Here is a 23,227-nt window from a genome sequence, read left to right on the forward strand (position 1 = left end):
CGTGTTACTCACCCGTGCGCCACTCAGTCCGAAGACTGCGTTCGACTTGCATGTCTTAAGCACGCCGCCAGCGTTCACCCTGAGCCAGGATCAAACTCTCCATAAAATGGCTCAAGCAACGGTCCGCCACGCGGACCGTTCGTTGATATGTGTTCACCCCAAGCCAAAGCCCGGTGTCTATTGAGCCTCGCGGCTCTTCACGAGTCTGGAGAAATCCCTAAGGACTTCCGCTCATACCACCCTGTCGGGTGGCCCTTTGCTTCTCAAGCTTCTCCCGTTGTCATGCTTCGCGGAGCTTACGCTCCTGCGCGTCGGGGGTTTCCCCTCAGCACCTCAGTAGTGTATCTGCTCGGCCTAAACTTGTCAAGACCTTACTCACATTTCCTGAGTGCGCCTTGCGCAGGTCCATAAGGTACTGTCTGTTTTGCAGACTGTCAACCCTGCCCCGAACCAGAGACTGCTCACCGAATCAAGGGCCTGCGTGTTAGGACCTCCTTCACGCAGGCCTGCAAAGATAGGCCGCTGCCGCCGCCCTGTCAAGGGCCTCGGCACACTCGTTTTTAGTGGCGCAGGCCCCTCGCCCAAGTGCGGCGAGGGGCCTGCCAGGGTTCCAGCGTCACACGCCCAGGTAGGCCTTGATGATGTCCGGGTCGCCCATCAATTCGCGGCTGGGGCCTTCCTTGACCAGATGCCCCAGTTCCAGCACGTAGGTCCGGTCGGTGACCTTGAGGACCTGCCGGACGTTTTGCTCGACCAGCAGGACCGTCAGGCCCAGCTCGCGCAGGGAGCCGATCACGCGCATCACCTCGGACACGACCAGCGGGGCCAGGCCCAGCGAGGGTTCGTCCATCAGCAGCACCTCCGGCTCGCTCATCAGGGCGCGGCCGATGGCAACCATCTGCTGCTCGCCGCCGGAGAGGGCCGCGGCGGGGGCCAGGCGTTTTTCGGTGAGGCGGGGAAAGAAGTCGTAGACCTTCTGAAGATTCGCGGCGCGGTGGGCACGAGTGCGCGGCAGGTACGCGCCCATCAGCAGGTTCTCCTCGACGGACATCTGGCCGAACAGCTGGCGGCCCATCGGAACGTGCGCCACGCCCAACTCAGTGATGCGGTGTGGCGGCACGCCGTTCAGGTTCTGGCCGCGGTAGGTGGCCGCGCCTGCCCTGGCCCGTAGCATCCCCGACAGCACGCGCAGGATGGTGCTCTTGCCGCTGCCGTTGCCGCCGACCAGGCCGACCAGCTCCCCCTTGTCCACGTGCAGCGAGACACCGAATACCACCTGCACCTCGCCGTAGGCCACCTCCAGGCCCTCCACATTCAGCACGCGGTCGCGGATAGGGGTGGGGGCGGGTTGGGGCTGGACACTAGTCATGCTCGTCTCCCAGGTAGGCGCGAATCACGTCGGGGTGAGTGGCGACGGCCTGCGGCTGACCCTCCGCGAGCAGTTCACCAAAAGCCATGCAAATGACGTGGTCAGAGAGGGTCATGATCACGTGCATGATGTGCTCGACCATCACGATGCCCAGGCCCGACGCGGCCAGCGTGCGGATCAGGGCCACCATCTCCTGCTGGGCGGGCGGGTTCAGACCCGCGATGCTCTCGTCGAGAAAGAGCAGCCGAGGTTCCAGGGCGAGCGCCTTGGCGAGTTCCAGGCGGCGGCGGCGGGCCAGGTTGAGTTCGGCGGCGGGCTGCGCGGCGCGGTCGCTTAGGCCCACCCGCTCCAGCACCGCGTACGCCTGGTCCTCGGCGGCGCGGCCCCGGTGATGCAGGAAGCTGGCGACCAGCACGTTCTCCAGCACGCTGAGGTCCTCGAAGGGCCGCTCGACCTGGAAGGTGCGGGCCATGCCCATCCGCGCCCGGGCCTGGGGTTGGACGTGGGTCACGTCGCGCCCGGCGAACGTCACCCGGCCCGCGCTGGGGCGCACGAAGCCGGTCAGGGCATTGAACAGGGTGGTCTTGCCCGCCCCGTTCGGCCCGATCAGACCCAGAATCTCGCCGGGCCGCACCGCGAGGCTGATGTTCCTGACCGCGGTCACGCCACCGAAGCGGACGGTGATGCCCTCGGCGACCAGGAGGGGTGCTCCCGCCCCGGTCGCCGGGTGGAAGGCAACGGGCGCGGTCACCTGGCGGTCCCCAGCCTGCGCCCGCCGCGCTGAAAGAGGCCCATGACGCCGTTGGGCGCGAACAGCGTGACGGCCAGGATCAGCACGCCGTAGATCAGCAGGTTCGCGCTGGCGAACACGGTGCGGAACAGCTCCCCGAAGGCCGCGAGCAGAATGGCCCCAATCACCGGCCCCTGGATGCTGCCGCGCCCGCCGATGATCGCCATCAGCGCGATCTGCACGCTGACGGGCAGTTCGAGCAAGGTGTGCGGCTCGAAGGCATTCAGGTAGATGGCGTACAGGCTGCCGCCCAGGGCGGTCAGGGCGGCGCTGAGCATGAACGCGACCAGCTTCATGCGGGCGGGGTCGATGCCCAGCGCCCGCGCGCCGTCCTCGTCCTCGCGCACGGCCTGGAGGGCGTAGCCCAGGCGCGAGCGGCGCAGCAGGTGCGTGACCAGCAGCGTGAGCGCCACGAAGGCGACGGCCAGGCCGTATTCCACCTTGCGGTCGAACAGGTCCAGGCCGAAGAGGGTGGGCAGCTCGGGCATGAACAGCCCCTCGGCCCCGCCGGTCCAGTCGCTGTTGATGGCGACCAGCCGCAGCACCAGCGCCACCGCAATCGTGGACAGCGTGAAATAGCTGCCCCGCAGCCGGAAGGTCAGCCCGCCCCACACGGCGGCGAGCAGGGCGGCCAGGCCCATGCCGAGCAGCGCCCCCCACCACGGCGCGACCGGACCACCGAAGAAGGCCGGGACACGCTCCGGCATGGCGAGCAGCGTCAGGGTGTAGGCCCCGATCCCGACAAAGGCCGCGTGGCCCAGGCTGAGCTGCCCCGCCCAGCCCCCCAGGATGTTCCAGGCCATCGCCAGCCCCGCGAAGATCAGGGTGGAGACGCCGAAGTTCAGGGATTTGCCGAAGACGAGCGGATAGAGCAGCATCACGGCCAGCAGCGCCAGGCTGAGCCAGACGTTGCCGAAGGTGAGGGCGCGGGGGCGCACAGTGGGCAGCGGTGCGGCCGTCGTCACGCGGCCCCCGTCCATTTCCGGGCCTGCCGGGAGAACACCGTCAGCCCCTCCAATTCCCGGAAGCCGCTGCCCTTCCCACTCGCGTCCGCTCGGAAAAAATGCGGGGAAAACGCCGATTTTTTCGGAATCATACGCGCTTCACCGTCCGTCCGAACAACCCTTCCGGGCGCAGCAGCAGCACCAGCAGGAACGCGATCAGGCCATAGGCGTCGCGGTAGTTGTTGCTGATGTAAAAGGCCCCCAGCGACTCGATCACGCCCAGCACCAGCCCGCCCGCAATCGCGCCCGGCAGGCTGCCCAGGCCGCCCAGCACGGTCACGATAAAGGCCTTGGTGGTGTAGCTCTCGCCCACGGTGGGAAAGGCGTACAGCAGCGGCATCAGCAGCACGCCCGCGATGGCCGCGAACGCCACGCCCAGCCCGAAGACGATGGCCTGGATGTGCGAGGTCTTCACGCCCTGCAACTCGGCCCCCAGCGGATTCTGGGCGGTGGCGCGGATAGCCCGGCCCAGCTCGGTGCGGTACAGCAGCAGGTTCAGGCCCACGATGGCGAGGACCGTGCCCAGCCCCGCGACCAGCAGCGGAATGCTGACCTGCACGCCGCCGAGCTGAAAGGTGCTGGTGGCGTAGGGAACGTTGATGTTCTGCGGCTGCGCCCCGAAGGTCAGCAGCAGCGTGTTGCTGATGATCAGCCCCAGGCCCAGCGTGGCGAGCATACTGGCCTCGCTCAGCCGGTCCCCCAGCCGCGAGAGCACCAGGCGCTGAAGCACGAAGCCCAGCGCGAAGCCGGCGGGCGCGGCCACCAGCAGGCTCAGGTAGGGGTCCAGGTGAAAGGTGCGGAACAGCGCCAGGGTGATGAACATCCCGATCGCCAGAAAGTCGCCGTGGGCGAAGTTGATGACCTTCATCACCCCGAAGATCAGGCTCAGGCCGGTGCCGATCAGGGCGTACAGCCCCCCGGTCAGCAGGCCCTGCGCCAGCGTCTGCAAAAGCGCCGTGACGGCGACTTGATCCATGAACACTCCTTTGGTCGGTGGTGAGTGGTCAGTGGGAAGTGGGTGGAAATGACCCTCCACTGACGACTCACCACTTCCCACTTACTTCCTCGGAAAGACGATCTTGCCCCGCGCCGCCGTTGCCGGGCCGACCGTCACGAACTGGCCGTTCTGGACCTGGGTGATCAGGCCCACGACGCTGTTCTGGTTCTGGTAGCCGCCGTAGGTGCGGAAGCTGACGGGGCCGAAGGCGGTATTGAGGCGGGTCTGGGTGAGGGCCGCGCGGACCTTTTCGGGGTCGGTGCCGCCGCGCCGGATCGCGTCGGCGGCGGCGAGCATGGCGGCGTAGCTCTGCGCGGCGTGCTGGGAGGGTTCCTCGCCGTTCAGCGCCTTTTTGAGGCGGGTGTAGAGGCTGCGCGCGCCGGGATACTGCACGTCCGGGTTCCAGACCATCGTGACGAGGTAGTTCTCGGCGGCGGCCCCCGCGCCCTTCAGGAAGTCGGGGAGGGCGAAGCCGGTGGCGATGCCCGCGATCACCCTGGGCGACAGGCCCACCTCCTTCACCTGCTTGGCGAGCGCCACGGCATCCTCCTCGTAGCTGGCGAGGATCACCACGTCGGGGTTCTGGCCCTTGTAGCGGTTCAGCAGGGGCCGGAAGTCGGTCAGGCCCTTGTCGTAGGTGTCCTTAGCCAGCACCGTGAAGCCCGCGCGGGGCAGCAGCGCGGCCGCGTCGTTCAGCACGCTCTTGCCGAAGGCGTCGTTGCTGGTGAGGATCACCGCCGTCTTCATGCCGCCCATCTTCTTGAGCTGGTCGATCAGGCTGCGGGTGTACACCGAGGACTGGTTGTTGACGCGGAAGGTGTAGGGGTTGCCGGGTTTGGTGATCGTCTCGTCGATGGCGGTCGCCACCAGCAGCGGCACCTTGACCCGCGCGAGGTACTGCGACAGCGGCTTGGTGATCCCGCTGGAATACGCGCCGATCACCACCGGCACCTTCTGGTTCACCAGCCGCTCGGCGGCGTTGAGGGCCTTGTTGGTGTCGCTGGCGTCGTCCTCCAGCAGCAGCTCGAGGCGGCTGCCGTTCACGCCGCCGCGCGCGTTGATCTCGTCGAGCGCCACGCGGAAGCCCGCCTGCTGCATCCGCCCGAAGGTGGCGAAGCGGCCCGAGAGGCTGGTGATGGCCCCCACCCGCACCGTGTCGGCCAGGGCCAGCGAGCTGGTCGCCAGCAGCGCGAGGGCAGCGAGGGAACGGGACAGTCTGGGTCTGGACAGGGTGAAGCTGGACATGCGGCCTCCGGTGGCTCAGCGCTCGAACTTGATGGGGCGGGGCACGACGCCCTTGGGGTAGACGGGCACGAACGCGCCGCCCTGCACCTGCTGCGCGATCATCGTCAGCGGGTTCTGGTTGCGGAAGCCGCTGTAGTCCTTGAACTGGATCGGGCCGAAGGCGGTCTGCATGTTGAGGGTGTTGAGGGCCGCCTTCACCTTCTCGCGGTCGGTGCTTCCGGCCTTGCGAATGGCCTCGGCGGCGGCCAGCACGGCGGCGTAGGCCTGGGCGGCGTGGTAGCTGGGGTCCTGCCCGCCCAGCGCCTTTTTCAGCTCCACGTTGAGTTTCTGGGTGCCGGGGTAACGGAGCTGCGGAATCCAGGCGGTGGCCGTCACGACGTTCTCGGCGGCGTTGCCCGCGTCCTTGACGAACTCCGGCAGCGCGAAGCCCGCCGCGCCCCCGGCGAACAGGCGGGGCTTGACGCCCACCTCGCGCGCCTGGCGCATCAGGGCCACGCTGTCTTCCGCGTAGGACACCATCAGGATGCCGTCGGGATTCTTCGCCTTGATGCGGTTCAGGACGGGCCGGAAGTCGGTCAGGCCCTTGTCGTAGCGCTGGTCTTCCACCACCGTGATGCCGTAGTCCCTGGCGATGTCCTGGGCCGCGTCCGCGACGCTCTTTTCAAAGGCCCCCGTGCCCGCGATGATCGCCATGTTCTTGAACTTGTTGTCGCGGAAGATGTTGAGGATGGCGCGGGCGTACTCGGTGGCGGGCTGGTTCAGGCGGAAGATGTAGTCGCTGCCGGGCTTGGTGATGTCGTCGCCGCTGGAGCTGAAGACCAGGGCGGGCACCTTCTGGCGGGCGAGGTACTGCGCCTGCGCCTTGACCAGGCTCGACGAGTACTCGTTGAGCACCAGCGGCACGCCCGCGTTGACCAGGCGCTCGGCGGCGGCCAGGCCCTTGTTCACGTCGCTGGCGTTGTCCTCGATCACCAGTTCGATCTTGCGCCCGAGCACGCCGCCCCTCCGGTTCACCTCGTCCACGCCGACCCGGAAGCCCGCGAGCTGCATCTTGCCGAACTCGGCGAACCGCCCGGTGACGGAGGTGATCGCGCCGATCTTGATGGTGCCCTGGGCGTGCGCGCCGGACAGGGCCGAGAGGGGAAGGGCGAGGGCGAGGCTGAGCAGCAGGGTCTGGCGCATGCGGGTTCTCCTGTTCGGGAAAGCAGAGAGGGGGAGGATCAGGGGCTGGCGTGGTGGGCGCGGACGGCCTGCGCGACGCGCGTCAGGTGGCGGCGCATGGCAGCCTCGGCGGCGGGGCCGTCCCGTTGCCGCAGGGCATGCTCGATGGCGCGGTGTTCCTCGTGGCTGCGGCGCAGGTGGTCGGGGGTGTTCAGCAGCAGCGGCCCGGCGAGGCGCATCTCGTGGGCGAGCAGCTCGGCGTGCCGGGCGAGCCGGGCGTTGCCGCAGGTCTGGACGACAATCTGGTGAAACCGCGCGTCCAGCTCGCGGAACTGGCCCGCCTCCCGCAGGGCCGCTGCCCCCTGCGCGTCCAGCACGCCCCGCAGCGCGGCGAGGTCGGTACCCGTCATCCGTTCGGCTGCCAGGCCCGCTGCAAGGCTCTCCAGCGCGGCGCGCAGCTCGTACAGGTCCAGCAGGTCGCGCAGGCCGAGCCGCGCCACCTCTACCCCCCGGCGGGAGTGTTCGACCGCCAACCCCTCCCCCACCAGCAGCAGCACCGCCTCGCGCACCGGCGAGCGGCTCACCTGGAGATGCCGGGCGAGTTCCGGCACGCTCAGACGGGTGCCGGGGGCGAGTTCGCCCGCCAGGATGGCCGCGCGCAGCCTCTCGCGCACCACATCGACGACGCGGTCACTGGCGACGGGTTGAAGTACGGTAGACCCCTCCCTTCCGGCCGTCTGCACAACGCCGGCACTTCTGACTTGTGGAACAGGATGAGTGTTACATGTAACAGTCCTGGATTCAAGCCGGAAGGAGGGTGGGGATCAGGCTGGGGTCGCCGGGACCGGGCAGCGCGTAAGGTTCAGGGCACAGGGTCCAGGACCACAATCGAGCTGCCCGGCTCCGTCCGAATTAGGTCCCAGGTGTCGCGCCCGGGGCGGCGAATCAGCAGTTGGGGCACCTCGGCATGGGGGGCGGCGGTGCTGAAGATGCCCTCCTCGTCGCTGATGCTCAGGCCGGGGCGACCCGGCAGGCGCACCTCGGCCCCCGGCACGGGCGCGCCGGACGGGTCGCGCAGCCGCCAGGAGTTGCGCTGGCTGGACAGCATCACATCGCCGGTGCCCAGGTCGCGGAAGCGCACGCTCTGTTGCAGGACCAACGTGTGCATGAACTCGATGTTGAGGTCCAGCGGCACCGTCAGGACATAGTGCAGGCCGGGGCGCGGCGTGGTGCCCAGGGTGCTCCAGATATCGCCGGGGCGCGGCGCGGTCTCGGGGTGGCTGACCAGGCCCTGAAGCGAGGTGCCCAGGGCGCGCGCCTCGGGCGGGAGCAGCTCATCGGGCCAGTCGCTGTTGCGCATCAGGGTCGCCAGCACCCGCCACAGGATCAGCCACTCCTGGTCGTCGAGTTCGGCCAGTTGCGACTTGAAGTAGGCGTTCACCACGTATTTCAGGTCAATCCGGCGCGGGCGCAGGCGCAGCACCTCGCGCGTGTCGCTGCGGCGGGCCTCGAACTCGTTGGCGCGCAGCTTGACGTTTTCCGTGATGTCGTACAGGTAGAAGTTGATCGTGGGGCGGCTGATGGCGGCCACCCAGTCACGGGTCGGAATGGCAAAGGTGATGTCGATGTCACCCGCTGGAATCTTGCCGTCCTGGTGCAGCATGGACCGCAGGGCTTCGTGAACGGCACCTATCACAGAGTCAGCCGATCAGGACCGTGAACTGTGTGGGAAGCAGGGCCGCGCCGCAGCCCAGCGTATCGCCCTGGCGGGCCGCCGGCCGGCCCTCGATAAAGACGGTGGCCGACCCCGTGGCAATCACCTGCGGACCGTGGGCGACCAGCGGGGGCGGCTCGCTGTGCGGGTCCCCCAGGCGCGCGGCGGGCACGCCGACAATGGTGACGGTGGCAGCACCGGCGGTCACGGTGCCGCCGTGGGCACCGGGATCACCGACGCGCAGGGCAGGCTCAGCCATGCCGACCATGCTGCCGCAGCCGGGGCGCGCCTGCAAGGGGCCTGGCCTTGACCGGCCGCCCCGTCATGCCCACTTCACTCACGGAGTCCCCCGCAGCATCAATGATCACGCCGCACCTCGGCACTCAGACGGCGCTTGAGGAGGCCGTACACCTGCTGCGCCAGCCGGTCGAGGTCAGGCGCGGCGCGGCTGGCCCGCTGCTGGTCGTTCCCCACCGGCAGTCCCTGGGTGCGGGCCGAATCGGCCGCCGGGGCAGACGCCGGCTGGCTGGGAGGATCCACCGAGCGCGTCACGCTGGCCGCACGTACTGCGGGGGCACCTGCGGCGGCGGGGGCCGCGGACGGACCGACCCCAGGCCCCCCGGACGGGGCGGGGCGGGGAGCCGCCGGGGGGCTGAAGGCCGGAGAACCGAGCGCCGGAGAGGCCGGAGCCGGGGCGGCCGACGCTTCCCAGTACGGCATCGGCTCCCAGGGCGCGGGCAGGCCGCCCCAGCTTCCACCGGCTGGCCGTGGGGGCGGAACGGATGGCGGGGCCGCAGAGGTGGGGGACGGCGCGGCCATGCCTGAGGGCCGGGGGGCCGGGCGCGGTGGCGCGAAGTGCTGGCGCACCTGGCCTTCCACCCGTTCGGCCAGCGTCTCCTCGTCCAGCCGGGCCGCCCGGCCCCTTCCCTGCGGCTCCGCCTGCACCACTCGGGGCACGAAACTTGGGTCGCGCGTCCGCAGCACGTGCGTGAGTTCGTGTGCCAGCAGCCCCAGGCCGCGCGGCGAGGCCAGGTCCTGCCCCGGACTCAGCAGCACCGTGTCCCCCACCGCCAGGGCATCGGCGGCAGCGGCGGCAGTCGCCTCGGTGGCGTGGGCATTCTGGATCACGTGAACACCAGGCACGTCCTGCCCCAGCAGGGGGGCCAGCCGGGACCTGACCTCCAGCGGCAAGGGTGCCCGCGCGGTGGGGTCCGCCAGGGCACGCGCCACCGGACGCGGCATGGGGGCGGCCTGGCCCATCACCTCCCGCGGCCGGGCCACGCCACCTGCCTCCGTGACCGGCCCCCCGTCGAGACGTTCCGCGATCCGGGGACCCGGCCCAGCCGTCTGAGGTGGGAACCCGGCGGGGGCGGCCGTGGGCGACGGCTGAACAGGCGGCAGGGGCAGCCCACCGCTCAGTGGCCGTGGCTGCGGTGGCGCTCCGGGAACGACCGGGGAAAAGCCGGAGGTGCGCTGAAGAGGTTCCCCCCTGGCCTGTTCCGGGCCGCCCGCGGACCAGCCTGGAGGCACAGCAGGCACGCTTCCCGCCGTGTGTGTCCCTTCCCTCCCCGGCAGGGGGGCCTGGGGAGCGGACAGGCTAGCCCCATTCTCCGCGGAGGCCTTCGGGGCCACGTCCGGCCTCACAGGATGGGGCAGGGCCGCACCCTGGTCGGCGTCCGGCGACTGCGGAAGCGGAGCAACGGCTGCCTCGGGACCGGGCCGGGCCGCTGCCAGTCCGGCAGGTCCGGGAACTGTGCTGGACGGGTTCTGCGGGTCAACCGGACCCCGTGGGAGGGCCATCTGGGCGGGGCCAGCCGTCTCACCGGCGCTGTCCGGAATGGCGGGAGTCTGCCCGCGCTGTTCAGTGGCCTCCCCTTCCGCAACGGCAGGCGCTCCGGATTCCACCTCGCCGTTCCTGGCCTCCACCGGTGCCTCCAGGGGGGAGGCCGCGTTCCCGCCCGTGGGAGGGTTCGGCTGCCAGGCGAGCAGTTCGGCCAGTGACAGCGGCCGTGCCTCGCTGCTCCCGTCCGCCTCGCTTTCCTGCACCCGGTTTAGCCGCGACAGGATGCTCTGCGCCTGCTCCGGGGTATGCAGCGGCACCTCCGCCACCGGTTCCGGCGCGCGGGGCGGCTGATACGGCACCGGACGGGGCCGACGGGGCAGGCTGAGTTCCGTTCCCGGCTGACGCGGCAGATGGGCACTCAACTTCCGCCGCACCTCCGGGTCCTCTGCCGGCACCACCTGCCCTCCCCTCTCCTCAGGGGCTTGCGGACCTGAAGGTTCCTCGACTCGGGCAGGGACCGCCGCTGCCTCCTGCCGGACAGTCAACCCCGCGTCCTCTATGGGCGGCGGCACGGTCGCCGGTGTCTGGCCTAACCCTGGGGCCTCCAGCGGCTCGCCGGGTGCTGGCGGGACGACCACTTCCAGCTCGCTCCCCGACGACTCGGGAGGCGGCGTGGGGGAAGTGGGGGGCGCGGCGGCAGGAGCCTGGTCCACCTCTATCCGGTCAGCCTGAGCCATTGGACTCCGGGGCGCAGTGGCCTCCGAGAGCAGCGCAGCAGCGGTCGGGGGGAGGCTGCCCACGTCATCTGCTGGCAGCGCAGGGACCAGTGGGGGCGCAACTGGTACCGGCCCCGGTGCGCTCGTCTGCGCCGCCGGAGCCTGAGCCGCCGGATTCTGGGCCGCGGGACGGGTCGGAGCGGCCTCCTCAGGAAGACTGGGCGCACGGGCGAAAGACTCTGAGGCCGCCGCACGCTCCGGCACTTGCCCTGTGGCGGACGGGTCTGCTGCCGGGGCAGGTGGCCCCACCTCTGGCTCCACAGCGGCCGCGGGCGACAGCGGGGCGGGCAGGGCAGTGGCCCCGGTCCCTGCCGCCAGTTCAGCGGCCTGCGCTTCGGGCAGGGGTGCGCCAGCTTCTGCCGGGGCTGCCTCGTCCGGCTCACGCTGTCCGTCTGCGGGCACGGCTGGCTCCGCCTGTCCTGGCTCTGTTCGGACCGACTCCGCATCAGCCTGTTCCGCCGCTGCGACTTCCGCGTCCCTGGGCACGGACGGCTCGCCCGGCAGGGCCGTGGCCTGCGCCAGCAGCTCCGGCCCCGCGGCGGCAGCCCCCGCCGGAACATCCGCCGGAGCTTCCGTGGGAGCGCTCTGCGCTGGCGCATTCACCGCGGGCCGCGGCTGCGCCGTCATCTCCGGTGCGGCACCGGGGGCGGCGGGCATCGGAGGCGAGGCCACCACCCCGGCATCCGATGCAGCCCGAGCTTCTGGCTGTGGGGAAGGCAGAACAGGAACTCCTGGCTCCGGCCCGACCTTTGCCGGGAATGGGTCTGGAGGCGAAACAGGCCCGTCCCCTGCACCACTGTCCTGCCCCGCCGAAGATAATGGGACGACAGGCAGCGCAGCTCCGGAGGCGGGCAGTTCCGGCGCGGCGGCCGGGCCACCCGTCCTGGCCGGGAGGGGCAGCCCGGCTGCCGCAGCGGCGGCTTCTGCGGGTTCTCCCCGTTCTGCCGGAGAAGCTGGTAGGGGCACCTCCGCCTCACTCCTGGCAACGTCAGCCGTCACAGGCGCGGGAGAGGGGGAGGGCCTTCCGGCTTCAGCCGCCGGACTCGGGTTCGCGCCCGAGGGAGGGTCACGCTGCCAGGCGAGCAGTTCGGCCAGTGACAGCGGCCGTGCCTCGCTGCTCCCGTCCGCCTCGCTTTCCTGCACCCGGTTCAGCCGCGACAGGATGCTCTGTGCCTGCTCCGGGGTATGCAACGGCACCTCCGCCACCGGTTCCGGCGCGCGGGGCGGCTGATATGGCACCGGACGGGGCCGACGGGGCAGGCTGAGTTCCGTTCCCGGCTGACGCGGCAGGTGAGCACTCAACTTCCGCCGCACCTCCGGGTCCTCCGCCGGCACCACCTGCCCTCCCCTCTCCTCAGGGGCTTGCGGCGAGGCAGGCGTCTCGGGCACAGGCGGGCGGGCAAGGCTGGGTGGGTCGGTCTGTTCGGCCCTGCCGGCTCCCCCGGACAGCGGGGGAACTGGCTCAGCCGACACGGTCGCGGCACCGTCGGCAGGCTGTTCTCTGAGGGGTTCAGCAGGGCTGACTGCGGGCAGGGTCGGGGAAACCGGCTCAGGGGCCGCCTCTGCCTGCGCCGCAGCGGGAAGGGCCGCGCCCTCCCCGGACGAGGTGCCTTCAGGGGAGGCGGCCGCCACAGGAGGAGGAACCGGGGCCGCTTCAGGCGAGGTGGGGCGGACCTCTTCCGGAACCCGCGGCAGCGGAGCAGTGGGTTCCCTCCTCAGAAGTTGTTCCGCCCCGCCGGGCGATAGCCCTGCCGCGGCCTGCCCATTCTCCTCGCCGTAACTGGTTGACGGCACAGTCATCGGAGACCCAGGAACCAGTGGAGCAGTGACTGGCGGCGCGGCAGGTTCCGACAGGGGGACAGGAGCTGGGGCGCTGGGACCAGTGACAGCCGCCGCGTCTTCTTGCGTGCTGGAGAGCGGCGCGGCCAGTGGCGGCCGTTCGGGCAGCGGAACGGCCACGGCGGCCGCAGGTGCCGGGGGCGGCGTGCCTACCTCGGGGGATGCAGGTTGCGGCGCAGGCCCGCTTGCCTCCAGACCTGGGATGCCGGCAGGAACAGACGGGGCAGCCTGAGGCCCAGGGACACTCAGCGAACCGGGGAAAGCATCTGCCGGAGCCGGGCCAGGCTCCGTAGGCCAGGGGCCAGCATAGTGTTCTGTCGGCTGGGCGTGGTCCGCTAGCGGAAGCAGCTCGGGGGGAGCCGGATACGGGGTTGGGCCAGGCGTCACCGCCGCCTCGTTCTGGGTGAAGGCCAGCAGCTCCCGGAAACTCAACTGGCCGCCCGACCGCTGGGGTACGGGCGGCACGGGCGGGGCCAGGCGGGGGGAAGGCTCTGGGCGGTTGTCCTGTCCAGGCAGCCCAGTCTCCCCGGTGCCGCTGACCGTGCTCCTGTCCTCTCGTCCCAGGTCGGCGTTCGGCGGGACGAACGGGGCCAGCCCGGCGGAGGATTCAGGAGGCCAGGGCACTGTGGGTTGCCCGTTCCACTCGGGCGGCGGGGGCGAGCGCCAGACTCGGTCAGGTCCGGCGTCCGGAACCCCGGCCAGGGGCACATGGGCTTCCGAGACCGGCAACGGCACGGGATGGTCCAGGGAAGTATTCCCCACGAACGCAGGCCCGGTGGGTGGATCGTGTGGGCCGCCTGACTGGGCAACAGCCGGCCGCATTTCCACCGGGGGCAACCAACCCGCCGCGTCCACTTCCGGCGCGGCGGGCAGGTGACGCAGGCGGGCGGTGGCGTGCCAGCGTTGCCGCGGCACTTGAACGGCAGCGGGAAGGGCCAGGGGGCGCGCTGCGACCGGCGCACGGGCCGCCGGGCCAGGTCCTAGCAGGCGCACGCTGACCGGTGGCGCGAAGATCACCGTGTAGTGTTCGCGGTAGTGCCGCAGGGCCTCCGCACGTTCCAGCAGGGTGGGGATGTGCATGCCTGGCTCCGTCCCCGGCCTCAGTTCACGGCCAGCACACCCATGTGCGCCAGTTCGATGGTTTCCACGGCCACGGTCTCCCCATTGGCCGCGAGCTGCGGCCCGCTCCACTTGCAGGGAAAGGCCTTCAGCAGCTCCCAGCGCACCACCGGCTGCACCGGATAATTGCGCTGCTGGGTGCCGTAGACGGCGATGGTCACGGTCCGCAGGTCCATGATGCCCTGGGCGATGCGCAGGTACCACCGGAACAGCTCGTTATCGACGCTGATGCCGCGCTTGAGGGTCACGTTGCCGACTTTGGTGAGGCCTGGCAGGCGGTGAATGAACTCGTTGTTGCCGCCCTCGGCATATTCGAACAGCTCGGTTTCCATCTGAAGGCCACTGACCTCGGAGAACACCGCGTTCTCCACGCCGTTGATCTTCACGTAGTACCGGCAGTTGACGTTGGCGATCGTCCCCTTGTGCTGCTCCACCTTGGGGCGGGCGTCTATCTCCATCTCCCCTTACTCCTTTCGGCCGTTCGCGCGCCGCCGCTGCAAGCTCAGGTCGGCCAGAAACAGGCGGTAGACCTTGTCGGCCAGAACCTGCACGTCGATGGCGGGCGCGCTGCGGCTGGCCCCCACGCTGGGACCGCCTGGCCGGGCCACGTCACCGCCAGACCCGGCAGCGGGCCGGGCGGCAGTGGGCGGTGGGGCGGCAGGGGATGCAGGCTTACTCATGGCACAGAAACCTCACGGGTATCCGGCAGGGGAGCCGGCTCGAGGTCCAGAATCAGTTCGGCCCCACACTGTGGACAGACGGCCTCGATGCTGGCGGGCGGCGCGGTGGCGGGCATGGGCAGGGGGGCCAGCACCGGGGCACCGCTGCCCGGCGCGTTGATGGCCGCGTAGAACGCTTGCAGATAGGCAAAGTCGGCGGCATACAGTCCCGCGATCACCTCAGGGGGCACCGGCGCGAACTCCCCGAGTTGCAGCGTGACGCGGCTCAGCAGCAGAATCCCGAAAAAGGCCTCGTTGTCCTTGACGCGGGCGTCTCCCAGCGGTTCGACCTCGTCGAGCGCGGTCGCCAGCCGCATCACGCCGCGCGTATGCAGCCGCCCCGCCGCGTCGGCGTACCCGAGCGGCAGCAGGAACTCGTGATAGGTAGCGAAGGCGGTCAAGGTCAGCTCCAGCCTGCGGCGGGTTCAGCGGTGGTGTGGGGGCTATGATATGGGGAACCTGGGGTGGAGCGGCGGGCGGGGGCCATAGCGGCCCACCCGCCCGCCCGGCTGCCCGTTACTGAACGCGCTTGTACCCCTCGTGGGTGATGGTCAGTTCCTCGATGGCGACCTCGTTCGTCTTGGCATCGTAGGTCGGGCCGTTGAGCTTCTGCGGCCAGGCACGCTCGAAGGTCCAGCGGGCGATCGCCTCGCCGCGCTGGTTGTACAGCGTGATCGTGCCGCTGCGCCGCGCGCCGTCGATGTCGCCGTCCTCGACCTGCTTGCGCCACTGCCACATGTCCATGCTGTCGGTGATGCCGCGCTTGAGGGTGATGTCGGTGTACTTCATGGTTCCCGGCTCACGGATCAGGATGGGCTTGCCACGCTCGTCGGTGGCGCGGTACTCCACCACCTGGCTCTCGCTGCCCAGGCCGGTGCACTCACGGAAAGCGCCGGTCACGCCGTTCTGGAAGTCCACGGCGAAGTAGGCGGCCACCAACGGGTCACGGTGCGTCATGGTCATGTCTGCCTCCTGGGGCTGAGAATGGGAACGAAGGGCCTGTGCTTACTCTAAACCTCTGGGTGCGCGCGGAGTCTCCGGTACAGCCTGCGTCGCTGGTCGGCCGGGCCGGAAAGGCGGCTTACTGGCCGCCGCCCGCGAACTGCCCGAAGCGCAGGATCACGAACTCGGCCGGCTTCACGGGCGCGATGGCAATCTCGACGTACACCATGCCCAGGTCGCGCACCTCGGGCGGGTTGAGTTCGGCGTCGCACTTGACATAAAAGGCTTCGCTGGCGGTCTTGCCGAACAGCGCGCCGCTGCGCCAGACGATGGTCAAAAAGGCCGTGATGTCGCGGCGCAGCTTGGCCCACAGCTCCTCGTCGTTGGGTTCGAACACGGCCCACTGGGTCCCGCGCTCGACACTCTTCTCGACGTAGTTGTACAGCCGCCGCACCGACACGTAGCGCCAGCGGGCGTCGCTCGCCAGCGTGCGCGCGCCCCACACTCGGATACCCATGCCGGTGAAGCTGCGGATGCAGTTGACGCCGATGGGGTTCAGGATGTCCTGCTCGCTCTTGGTGATCTGCATGGCGGGGTCTAGCGCGCCGCGCACGATCTCGTTGGCGGGGGCCTTGTGAACGCCGCGCTCGGTGTCGTTGCGGGCGAAGATGCCCGCGACGTGCCCGCTGGGCGGCACCATGATCGGCTTGCCCTCGGGGCCGTTGATCTTGACCCAGGGGTAGTACAGCGCCCCGTAACTGGAGTCGAAATTGGTGTCGTGTTCGCGCCAGCGCTTGACCTGCTGCGGCGTGAGGTCGGGCAGCGGGTCCAGAATGGCGATGCGGTTGCGGTTGCGCTCGCAGTGGTCGATCATCGCGCGCTGCACCGACTTCACGCCGTCGTGGTCGATCAGGCCGTTCTGGTAGGCGCTCATCAGGTCGGGCGCGCAGATCATCGAGACGTCCTCGGCGATCTCCATGCCCTCGATGCCCGAGCGGTCGTGGACACTGCCCACGAAGTGGTTGCTCTGGAGGGCCAGCGTGCCGCTGGTGGGCGTGAAGCCCGAGTGGATCACGAAGGCCCCGAATTCGGGCACGCGCTCGGCCAGGGCACCCGCGGTCGCCTGCTCGGTGATCTCGATGATCTGGCTCTGCTGGTTGACCACCTCGACCACGTTGCGGGGGTGCTTCTTGGCAATCGAGACGTTCTCGAAGGTCTCTTCCTGATCGTTGACCCGGACGCGCAGGGTAAAGGTGCCGTCCTGGGGCTGCGGGTCCTGCTCGGTGGGGGTGGGGGGCTGCACCTCCACGCTCACGTCGCTGTTGGGCGCGCCCCTGGCCCCGACCGTCAGCGACGCCACCGCCTTGGAGGCGCGGGTGGGCAGTTGCAGGGTCTTGGGCATCTCGACGGTCTTGCCGTCCTTGACGTCCTTGGGCGGGGGCACTAGGCGGGTCACGTAGCAGCGGGTGCCGCCGTTGTTGAAGTAGCCGTACACCGAGTGCGACAGGTAGGTGCCCGGCATATGCGGGTTATAGGACCCGTCGGGGTCGCGCGACGCGAAGGTTTCGAGGTACTGGGTCCAGTTGGCGATAAACACCGGGGTATTGGCCGGCCCCGAGGGCGCAAAGCCCAGAAAGGCCGCCGTCGTGGTGCTGATCCCCTCAATGGGACGTGGTCCCGACGACGTCTCCTCGACGTAGACACCTGGCGACAGATATTCGGGCATGACCTCCACCTTCTTCTGAAAGGAACTTGCTGCCGGGTACGCTGCTCCTACTCTGTACTATGTGCGCCACAATAGAGGCCCATCAGGGAGGAGTCAATAAGATTTGACGGGCCACCAGAGACTCCGCAGGCCTCTCCCCTTTTTTTCGTTTCACATTGAATGAAAGTTTGGACCGTGTTCAAAGGCATTGACCGCGTGTCTGCCGACACCGCTCCATCAAAAACGCGAGAAGCGGTGTGTTCTGTCCTGGAGAACGGGAGGTCAAGGAGGGCACAGGGAATTGACTTTGAGGTCAGGATTTCTCTTGGAGGGCAGACGGGCAGGATTGCAGCCCACGCCCTTCCCGTGCCGTGAGAATGGCGGGCGGGAAGGGCGCGGGGGGGAGGCACCCGGCAGGCGGGTCAGCGCCGGTAGCGGTCCAGGGAGGCCTTGTCGCGGATGCGGACTTGGTAGGCACGGGTTCCATTCCCCGGATCACCCGCCCGCAGGTCGAGCATGACCGCCAGGGGCAGGGCCTCGCCGGGGTAGAACTCGCGGCTGATGTGGCGCAGGCGCATCTCGGGCCGCAGGGCACGCAGGCGCAGCAGGCCGGGTTCGCGGCGCACGACCAGGCCGCGCAGGTCCTCGTTGCCGAACACGTCGGCCAGGTCCACGTCGTCCAGCGGCAGCTCCAGTTCCTGCATCCGGGGGCCGTCGAGCAGCGACACGATCACGTCGATGGGCGGCTCGGGCGGCGGGGGCGCGGGGCGCTGGCGAACCCGGGGCGGGGTGTAGTCGGTGAACACGTACAGTTGCCCCAGCGCCAGCGTCTCCTGAAGTTGCAGGAAGTCGCCCTCCTCGCGGCCGTGCTTGTGCAGGCGCAGGGTGTCGGGCTGGGCCAGCAGTCGGGCGGCGCGGCGCAGCCGCTGGCCCGCGTAGTCGCGGATGCTGCTCATGTCGCTGTTGTCGAGCACCACCTCCTCCTCCGGCTCGGGGCGGTACCGCTCCAGCACCAGGCCGCGCAGGCGCTCCTCGCGGAAAACGGCACCGATGTCGGTCTGGTCACGCCGCAGCACGGCCCTGCGCCGCCGGCCCTGGCGATCGTGCAGGAAGACCACCAGCGCCCGGTTCACCGACAGGGCATAGGGCACGAAGGTGCGACGCGCCCGCCCCAGCAGGAAGAGCAGGCACAGCAGCGGCAACAGCAGCAGCAGCAGCCACCACCACGGAAAGGGCCGGCGAATCTCGCCCACGAAGCTGGGCACCCGCATGGGTGTGCGGTCATTCAGGCGCAGCGTCGGCGCGGCCTCCTGGCCCCCCGCGAGGCTGCGGTCGGTGACGGTCAGGTCCACCCGCTCGCCTTCGAGCAGGCTGACGGTCTGGTCGGGCAGGCGGGCACCCAGTTCGGGCGGCTCGGCGGCGACCTCGACCGTGACGGGGCCGCCCACCGCCCGGTAATGCAGCACCGCCTGCTCGCCGCGCGACAGCACGCGGTCCAGCTTCGGGTTGAGCAGCACCAGGCTGCCCAGCGTGGGGGGCAGCGGGGCCGCCGAGCCGGGCCGCCGGGGCGTGTCCTGGTCGAAGCGCAGCAGCACGTTCTGGCGGGCGTCCGGGAGCTGCGCGCACATGTAGCCAACGCTGCCCGCGGGCACGGTGCCCTGGATGTCCAGGTCGACGCGCTCGCCGGCCCCGCGCGAATTCCTGATCGTCACGGCGGCGTCCCCGATGCGCCCGGACTCCAGTTCCAGGGTGGTGCCCGCCGGGCGGCGGTAGGGAAAGCTGCCGGTCGGCCCCACCGTAACCAGCCCCGGCGTGAGCGTCACGGCGGTGAAGTCGGGAGCCTGGCCCACCGGCAGCTCGATGGCCTGGGCGAAGGTGGTCCGCGCGAAGGCCTGCTTGACGCTCTGCGGCACGGCCGTGCCCAGCGCCACGTAGTACAGCTTGTCGAACGGGCCGCGCGACAGGTCGAAGGCGTCCAGCGCACTCTGGATGGTCGCCCCGCCGGGGTCGTTGTCGCGCCCATCGGTCACGACGTACACGGTGGTCGCCACCTGGGCGCGCGGGGAGAGCCGCCCGAAGAGGGCCTCCATGCTGCGGTAGAGCCAGGTGTTGGCCCCGTTCGCCTCCAGGCCGTTCACGGTGCGCTCGAACTCGGCGCGCTCGGCCGGCCACAGGAAGCTGGCGCGCTGGCGCGGTCCCCGGTCGAAGGTGTCGATCTCGACCGTGCCGGGCGCGGTGGTGGCCCGCATGCCGCGCAGGATCGCGCCCTGGACCGCGGCAAAGATGTTGGCGACGCTGTCGCCCTGGCCCACCATGCTGCCGGAGGTGTCGAGCAGGAACACCACCCGCGTCTGGTCCGGGGGAGGGCTGACCGGCAGGGTGCAGGTCTGCTCGGCACTCTGGGCGGCGGCGGGGGGCCAGGAGGACACCAGCAGCAGGCCGGCCAGGGCGGCGCGGCGCAGGGGCGGAACGCGGCGTGGGCGGCGGGCGGCCATAGCCGCGATTAGAGCATGAGGGCCGCGTGGATGGGGCGCGGAAAAGTGGCGGGGTCGCCTGCCCCGTTCGCCACCATGGAGCCAATGTCAGGGGAGCCAGTGTTAGGATAGTCACACCTTTAGTCCGGCGTCCTCCCATCCCGCCCATCCAGATGCCCCAGGGGCACCGATGAGGGTCGAATGCTCAAGTTCGAACGCCCGTCCCCGACCAACCCGCGCCCCGAGCCGCAGCACGAGTCGCCGCCTGCCCGGCGGCTGCATCCCCCCGGGGCGGCCTCCCCGCAGGGCGACCCCGCCGCCAACCCGGAGGCCCAGCGTGCCGCGCAGCTCAACCGCAGCACCCCGCGGGCGGCTGTCCAGGCCCAGGTTAGATTGAACCCCCAGCGAAGTGTCCGGCCGGCCGCCCCGCCACCGGTCCAGGCCCCCACCCGGCAGATGGAAGCCCGCAAGCGGCCCGTCCGGGGTCCCCTGCCCCAGATGCACGCCGTTCCGCCCAGGGTCCCCGCCGTCAAGGCCACCGCGCGCCAGAGCGGCGCGGGCAGGAGCAGCGTCCGGACGGCCTTGCAGGTCGCCGCGCCGCGCCGCCTGTCTCTCCAACGGCCCACCACACCGTCCACGAAGGTCATGCCCGCCGCCTTCGCCAAGCCGCGGCTGGACCCGCTGAAGCTGAAGGCGGCCCGGCTGAATCCCAGACAGGTCCTGCGCGACGCCGAGAAACGCCGCACCCAGGCCAACAAGTTGGTGGGCGGGTTCCTGAAGCGGGGCAGCGCCCAGGCGGGCCGCCTCCAGACGCTGAGCGGCAAGCTGGGCGCGCAGGTGCGTGCGGCGGCACAGGGGGCCAGGAGCCGGGTGCAGGCCAGTGCCCGACGCCACAAGGCTGCGCTGCGGGCCAACATCGCGGCCATGCGGACACAGGCGGGCACCCAGGCGGCCGTCGCGCACGGGCAGCTTCAGGCCAGGGCCACCGCCGCCCTGGCCGCCCTGCCGAAAAGCACCCAGGCGGCCAGGACCAGGCTCAAGGCCGACCACACCCGCGCGCTGCGGCAGGTGGACACCCGGACCCGCGCGCAGAAGAGCGGGGTGACGGCCGCCTACCAGCAGGGCGCGGCCCGCTACCGCGCGGGGGGCGTCACGGTGGGCGGCGAGGCGCTGGCCCATGCAGAAGCGCGCGCCAGCGCCTACCTGGCCAACGTGACCGGCAAGGACGACAGCTTCTGGGACGGCCCCCTCACCGACGACCGCTGGAAGGCCCGCGCCGATGCCGCCCGGCAGGTGGGCCGCGCCTACCAGCAAGGCTACGCCGAGCAGGGCAACGAGCAGGCCGCGCAGCTTCTCGCCCCGGACGGCGGCCTGGGCAGGGACCTCGCCGCCATCGAGGCCACGGCCAGGCAGACCCGCGCGGGTCTGCAAGCCCGCCTCCAGACTGCCCAGCGAAAGCTCGGTGACGACGAGGCCCGCACGCGCCGCCAGATTCAGCAGGCCCAGGCGCAGCTGAACCAGGCGCTCCAGACGCAGCTTCAGGGCGTACTGGCAGGGCTGGGGCAGACCCAGGGCACCCAGCTCGCCGCCATCGCCCACGCCGCGGCGCAGCAGACCCAGGCCCTCGACGGGCAGGCGGATCAGGCCGTCCGGGGCCTCCAGCGCAGCGTCACGCAGGTGGCGCGGCAGCTCGACCGCACCCTGAACCGCTTCGGCACGCAGGTGCGCAGCAGCCAGGCTCCCGATCCCAGGGCGCTCAGGCGCGCGCTGGCCGGGGCCGAGGCGCAGATCGGCCGGATGGTCACGGGTGCCCAGGCGCAGTTGCGGGGCGGGGTGGGCCACGTCACCGCGGGCCTGGCCCGGGGCGCGGCGCAGGCCGAGGGCAGCCTCGGCGCGGCGGCCAGAAGCGGCGCGGCCCAGGCCAGCCAGAGCGCGCAGGGCTTCCGCCAGTCCAGTCAGGCGCTGGTGGGCCAGGCCCTCCAGACCTTTGCCCAGTTGCAGCAGGCCCACGGGCGCAGCAGCGCGGCCACCGCCGCCCAGGCCCACGCCGAGTTCGAGGCTGCCCATCAACACCTGAGCACCCTGTTCGAGCAGGCCAGGACCGGGCTGGAGGGCAAGCTGGCCGCCAGCGCGGGGGCACTGATCGAGCAGCTTCGCGCCAGCTTCTCGCAGCTCGATGCGGCCATCAATGCTCAGGCCGAGAAGGCCGCCGCGCAGGTTCAGCCCCGCTGGAAGGGCTGGGTCAAGATTGCGCTGGTGGTCGCGGTGGTGATCGTGGTCGCAGTGCTGGCCGGGCCGCTGGTGATCGGGGCCGTGGGGGCACTGGCGGGAGCACTCGGAGCCGGGGCCACCGCGGCGGGCGTGATCGGCACAGTCGTGGGCGGGGCCATCGTGGGGGCCGCGGCCGGGGCCGTGACCCAGATCGGCAACAACGCCATCGACAACATCGGGGTGGCCGCCGGGAACCAGAAGAGCCTCTTCGACGGCATCGGCAAGGCCGCCCTGATCGGGGCCGTCGGCGGGGCCATCGGGGGCGCGGGCGGGGCCATCGGCCAGGGCCTCGGCCGGGCCGGGCTGCTGGGCGAGGGCCTGACCCAGAAGGTCGCGGGGTTCGGCGTCTCCAGCGCCTTCGACCTGGGCGGCAACGTGATGGGCGACCTCGCCACCGGCAGCAGCCTGAGTGACGCCCTGAAGAATCTGACCAGCCCCGAGGCGATCATGATGTACGCCATCGCCAGCGGGACGGGAGCTGCGGCCTCCCGCCTGCCAGGCAGAGTCGGGGCCGTGCAGAACACGATGCACGCGGCGGGGGAACGCTTCGGCACCACTGCGGGCGACCACATCAACAACGTCTCGGGGAATCGGCGTGGAGTCATGCCCACTGGGGTCGATTCGACTCTGGCGAAGAACACCACCCGCATCAGCGGTTACCGTCAGGGCCGCACTCGCGTGGACATGTCTCCCTCGTCTCACCCACAGGACGTGCAGATCCACCAGCGGTATGCGGTGGAGGCCCGCGCAGATACCAGCCTGCCCGGTGGACTGAAAAACCGCGTTCAGCGCCTGCTCAACAGCGAAACCACCCAGGTGGGAGGGCGGCGCTGGGAGCTGGAACTGGAAGCGCGCAAGCATGCCGACATGGCGACCTGGCGTGAGCAGCAGGCGCGGGACCTCCCGAAGACGGACCCCAAGGCTCAGCGCCTGGTGGCCGAGGCGCGGGAACTGCGCTTGCAGGAGGCCGACTATCTGAACCGTTCCCGGAACGCCCCGCAGGATGGAGCCACCGGGCAGATTGAGCATGCCGATTTTCCCCACCTGACCACCGACGAATACAACGCCTTCCGGGCGCGGATTGACGCCGCGTCCCCGACCGAAGTCTGGCGGGTGCGCTACGAGCGCTATCAGCTCAACAAGACCAAGGGCGGCCTGAGTGCTGAGGATTTCGACAGCTGGCTGCCCAAGGCTCAGGAGTTGCACCTGCATAACGACGGCGAAGCGCTCCCAGCCGAGAGAATCTAGGCGTGTCAAAGTCACAGATTCCGGGGGAGCGCGTTCGCATTCTGGCAGACGAGTTCCTCGCCATCCCCACC

At 70.3% G+C, this 23,227-nt stretch carries 17 protein-coding genes and 1 rRNA gene; 1 reads left to right on the forward strand and 17 read right to left on the reverse strand.

Features of this window, described 5'->3' with window-relative positions; all coding sequences use genetic code 11:
- From ABEA67_RS18715 to ABEA67_RS18795, 17 genes are all read right to left on the reverse strand, one after another.
- Positions 1-106, reverse strand: a 16S ribosomal RNA gene (locus ABEA67_RS18715); the annotation flags it as partial.
- A 510-nt stretch (positions 107-616) separates the two neighbouring features.
- Entirely contained in the window at positions 617-1,369 is a 753-nt protein-coding gene (locus ABEA67_RS18720) for an ABC transporter ATP-binding protein (protein ID WP_345468260.1), read from the reverse strand.
- The gene (locus ABEA67_RS18725; protein ID WP_345468261.1) at positions 1,362-2,120 is read right to left on the reverse strand and encodes an ABC transporter ATP-binding protein; all 759 of its coding nucleotides are present in this window, start codon (positions 2,118-2,120) and stop codon (positions 1,362-1,364) included. Before ABEA67_RS18725 ends, ABEA67_RS18720 begins: the two co-directional genes overlap by 8 nt.
- Positions 2,117-3,124 carry a branched-chain amino acid ABC transporter permease gene (locus ABEA67_RS18730; RefSeq protein WP_345468262.1) on the reverse strand — a complete coding sequence of 336 codons (1,008 nt, stop codon included), beginning with the start codon at positions 3,122-3,124 and terminating at the stop codon, positions 2,117-2,119. The genes ABEA67_RS18725 and ABEA67_RS18730 overlap by 4 nt, the downstream gene beginning before the upstream one ends.
- Positions 3,125-3,251: 127 nt before the next feature.
- Complete coding sequence (locus ABEA67_RS18735) at positions 3,252-4,139, reverse strand: branched-chain amino acid ABC transporter permease (protein ID WP_345468263.1); 888 nt, start codon at positions 4,137-4,139, stop codon at positions 3,252-3,254.
- Between the two features lie 81 nt (positions 4,140-4,220).
- Positions 4,221-5,405 (reverse strand): ABC transporter substrate-binding protein, encoded by a 1,185-nt coding sequence (locus ABEA67_RS18740; protein WP_345468265.1) that lies wholly within the window; start codon positions 5,403-5,405, stop codon positions 4,221-4,223.
- A 15-nt stretch (positions 5,406-5,420) separates the two neighbouring features.
- Positions 5,421-6,587, reverse strand: a complete 1,167-nt coding sequence (locus ABEA67_RS18745; RefSeq protein WP_345468267.1) for an ABC transporter substrate-binding protein — start codon at positions 6,585-6,587, stop codon at positions 5,421-5,423.
- A gap of 38 nt (positions 6,588-6,625) precedes the next feature.
- Positions 6,626-7,309, reverse strand: coding sequence for a GntR family transcriptional regulator (locus tag ABEA67_RS18750; RefSeq protein ID WP_345468269.1), 684 nt, complete (start codon positions 7,307-7,309; stop codon positions 6,626-6,628).
- A gap of 119 nt (positions 7,310-7,428) precedes the next feature.
- Positions 7,429-8,262: a Pvc16 family protein gene (locus tag ABEA67_RS18755; protein ID WP_345468270.1), complete on the reverse strand. Its 834-nt coding sequence runs from the start codon at positions 8,260-8,262 to the stop codon at positions 7,429-7,431.
- Between the two features lie 4 nt (positions 8,263-8,266).
- Complete coding sequence (locus tag ABEA67_RS18760) at positions 8,267-8,539, reverse strand: PAAR domain-containing protein (protein WP_345468272.1); 273 nt, start codon at positions 8,537-8,539, stop codon at positions 8,267-8,269.
- Positions 8,540-8,637: 98 nt separating this feature from the next.
- Positions 8,638-10,800, reverse strand: a complete 2,163-nt coding sequence (locus tag ABEA67_RS18765; RefSeq protein WP_345468275.1) for an eCIS core domain-containing protein — start codon at positions 10,798-10,800, stop codon at positions 8,638-8,640.
- A 2,978-nt stretch (positions 10,801-13,778) separates the two neighbouring features.
- A complete protein-coding gene (locus tag ABEA67_RS18770) occupies positions 13,779-14,255 on the reverse strand; it encodes a phage tail protein (protein ID WP_345468277.1) in 477 nt (158 codons plus the stop codon).
- 6 nt (positions 14,256-14,261) lie between these two features.
- Positions 14,262-14,477, reverse strand: a complete 216-nt coding sequence (locus tag ABEA67_RS18775) for a hypothetical protein (RefSeq protein WP_345468278.1) — start codon at positions 14,475-14,477, stop codon at positions 14,262-14,264.
- A complete protein-coding gene (locus ABEA67_RS18780) occupies positions 14,474-14,917 on the reverse strand; it encodes a hypothetical protein (RefSeq protein ID WP_345468280.1) in 444 nt (147 codons plus the stop codon). The genes ABEA67_RS18775 and ABEA67_RS18780 overlap by 4 nt, the downstream gene beginning before the upstream one ends.
- 115 nt (positions 14,918-15,032) lie before the next feature.
- Entirely contained in the window at positions 15,033-15,479 is a 447-nt protein-coding gene (locus tag ABEA67_RS18785; protein WP_200868147.1) for a phage tail protein, read from the reverse strand.
- 118 nt (positions 15,480-15,597) lie between these two features.
- A complete protein-coding gene (locus ABEA67_RS18790) occupies positions 15,598-17,184 on the reverse strand; it encodes a phage tail sheath family protein (protein ID WP_345468284.1) in 1,587 nt (528 codons plus the stop codon).
- A 401-nt stretch (positions 17,185-17,585) separates the two neighbouring features.
- Positions 17,586-19,658 carry a vWA domain-containing protein gene (locus tag ABEA67_RS18795; protein WP_345468286.1) on the reverse strand — a complete coding sequence of 691 codons (2,073 nt, stop codon included), beginning with the start codon at positions 19,656-19,658 and terminating at the stop codon, positions 17,586-17,588.
- A gap of 180 nt (positions 19,659-19,838) precedes the next feature.
- Here ABEA67_RS18795 and ABEA67_RS18800 point away from each other — a divergent pair, with 180 nt between their 5' ends.
- A complete protein-coding gene (locus tag ABEA67_RS18800; protein ID WP_345468288.1) occupies positions 19,839-23,156 on the forward strand; it encodes a hypothetical protein in 3,318 nt (1,105 codons plus the stop codon).
- Positions 23,157-23,227: the final 71 nt, after the last annotated feature.

Origin of the sequence: Deinococcus carri, from assembly GCF_039545055.1 — a bacterium.
Lineage (GTDB): Bacteria > Deinococcota > Deinococci > Deinococcales > Deinococcaceae > Deinococcus > Deinococcus carri.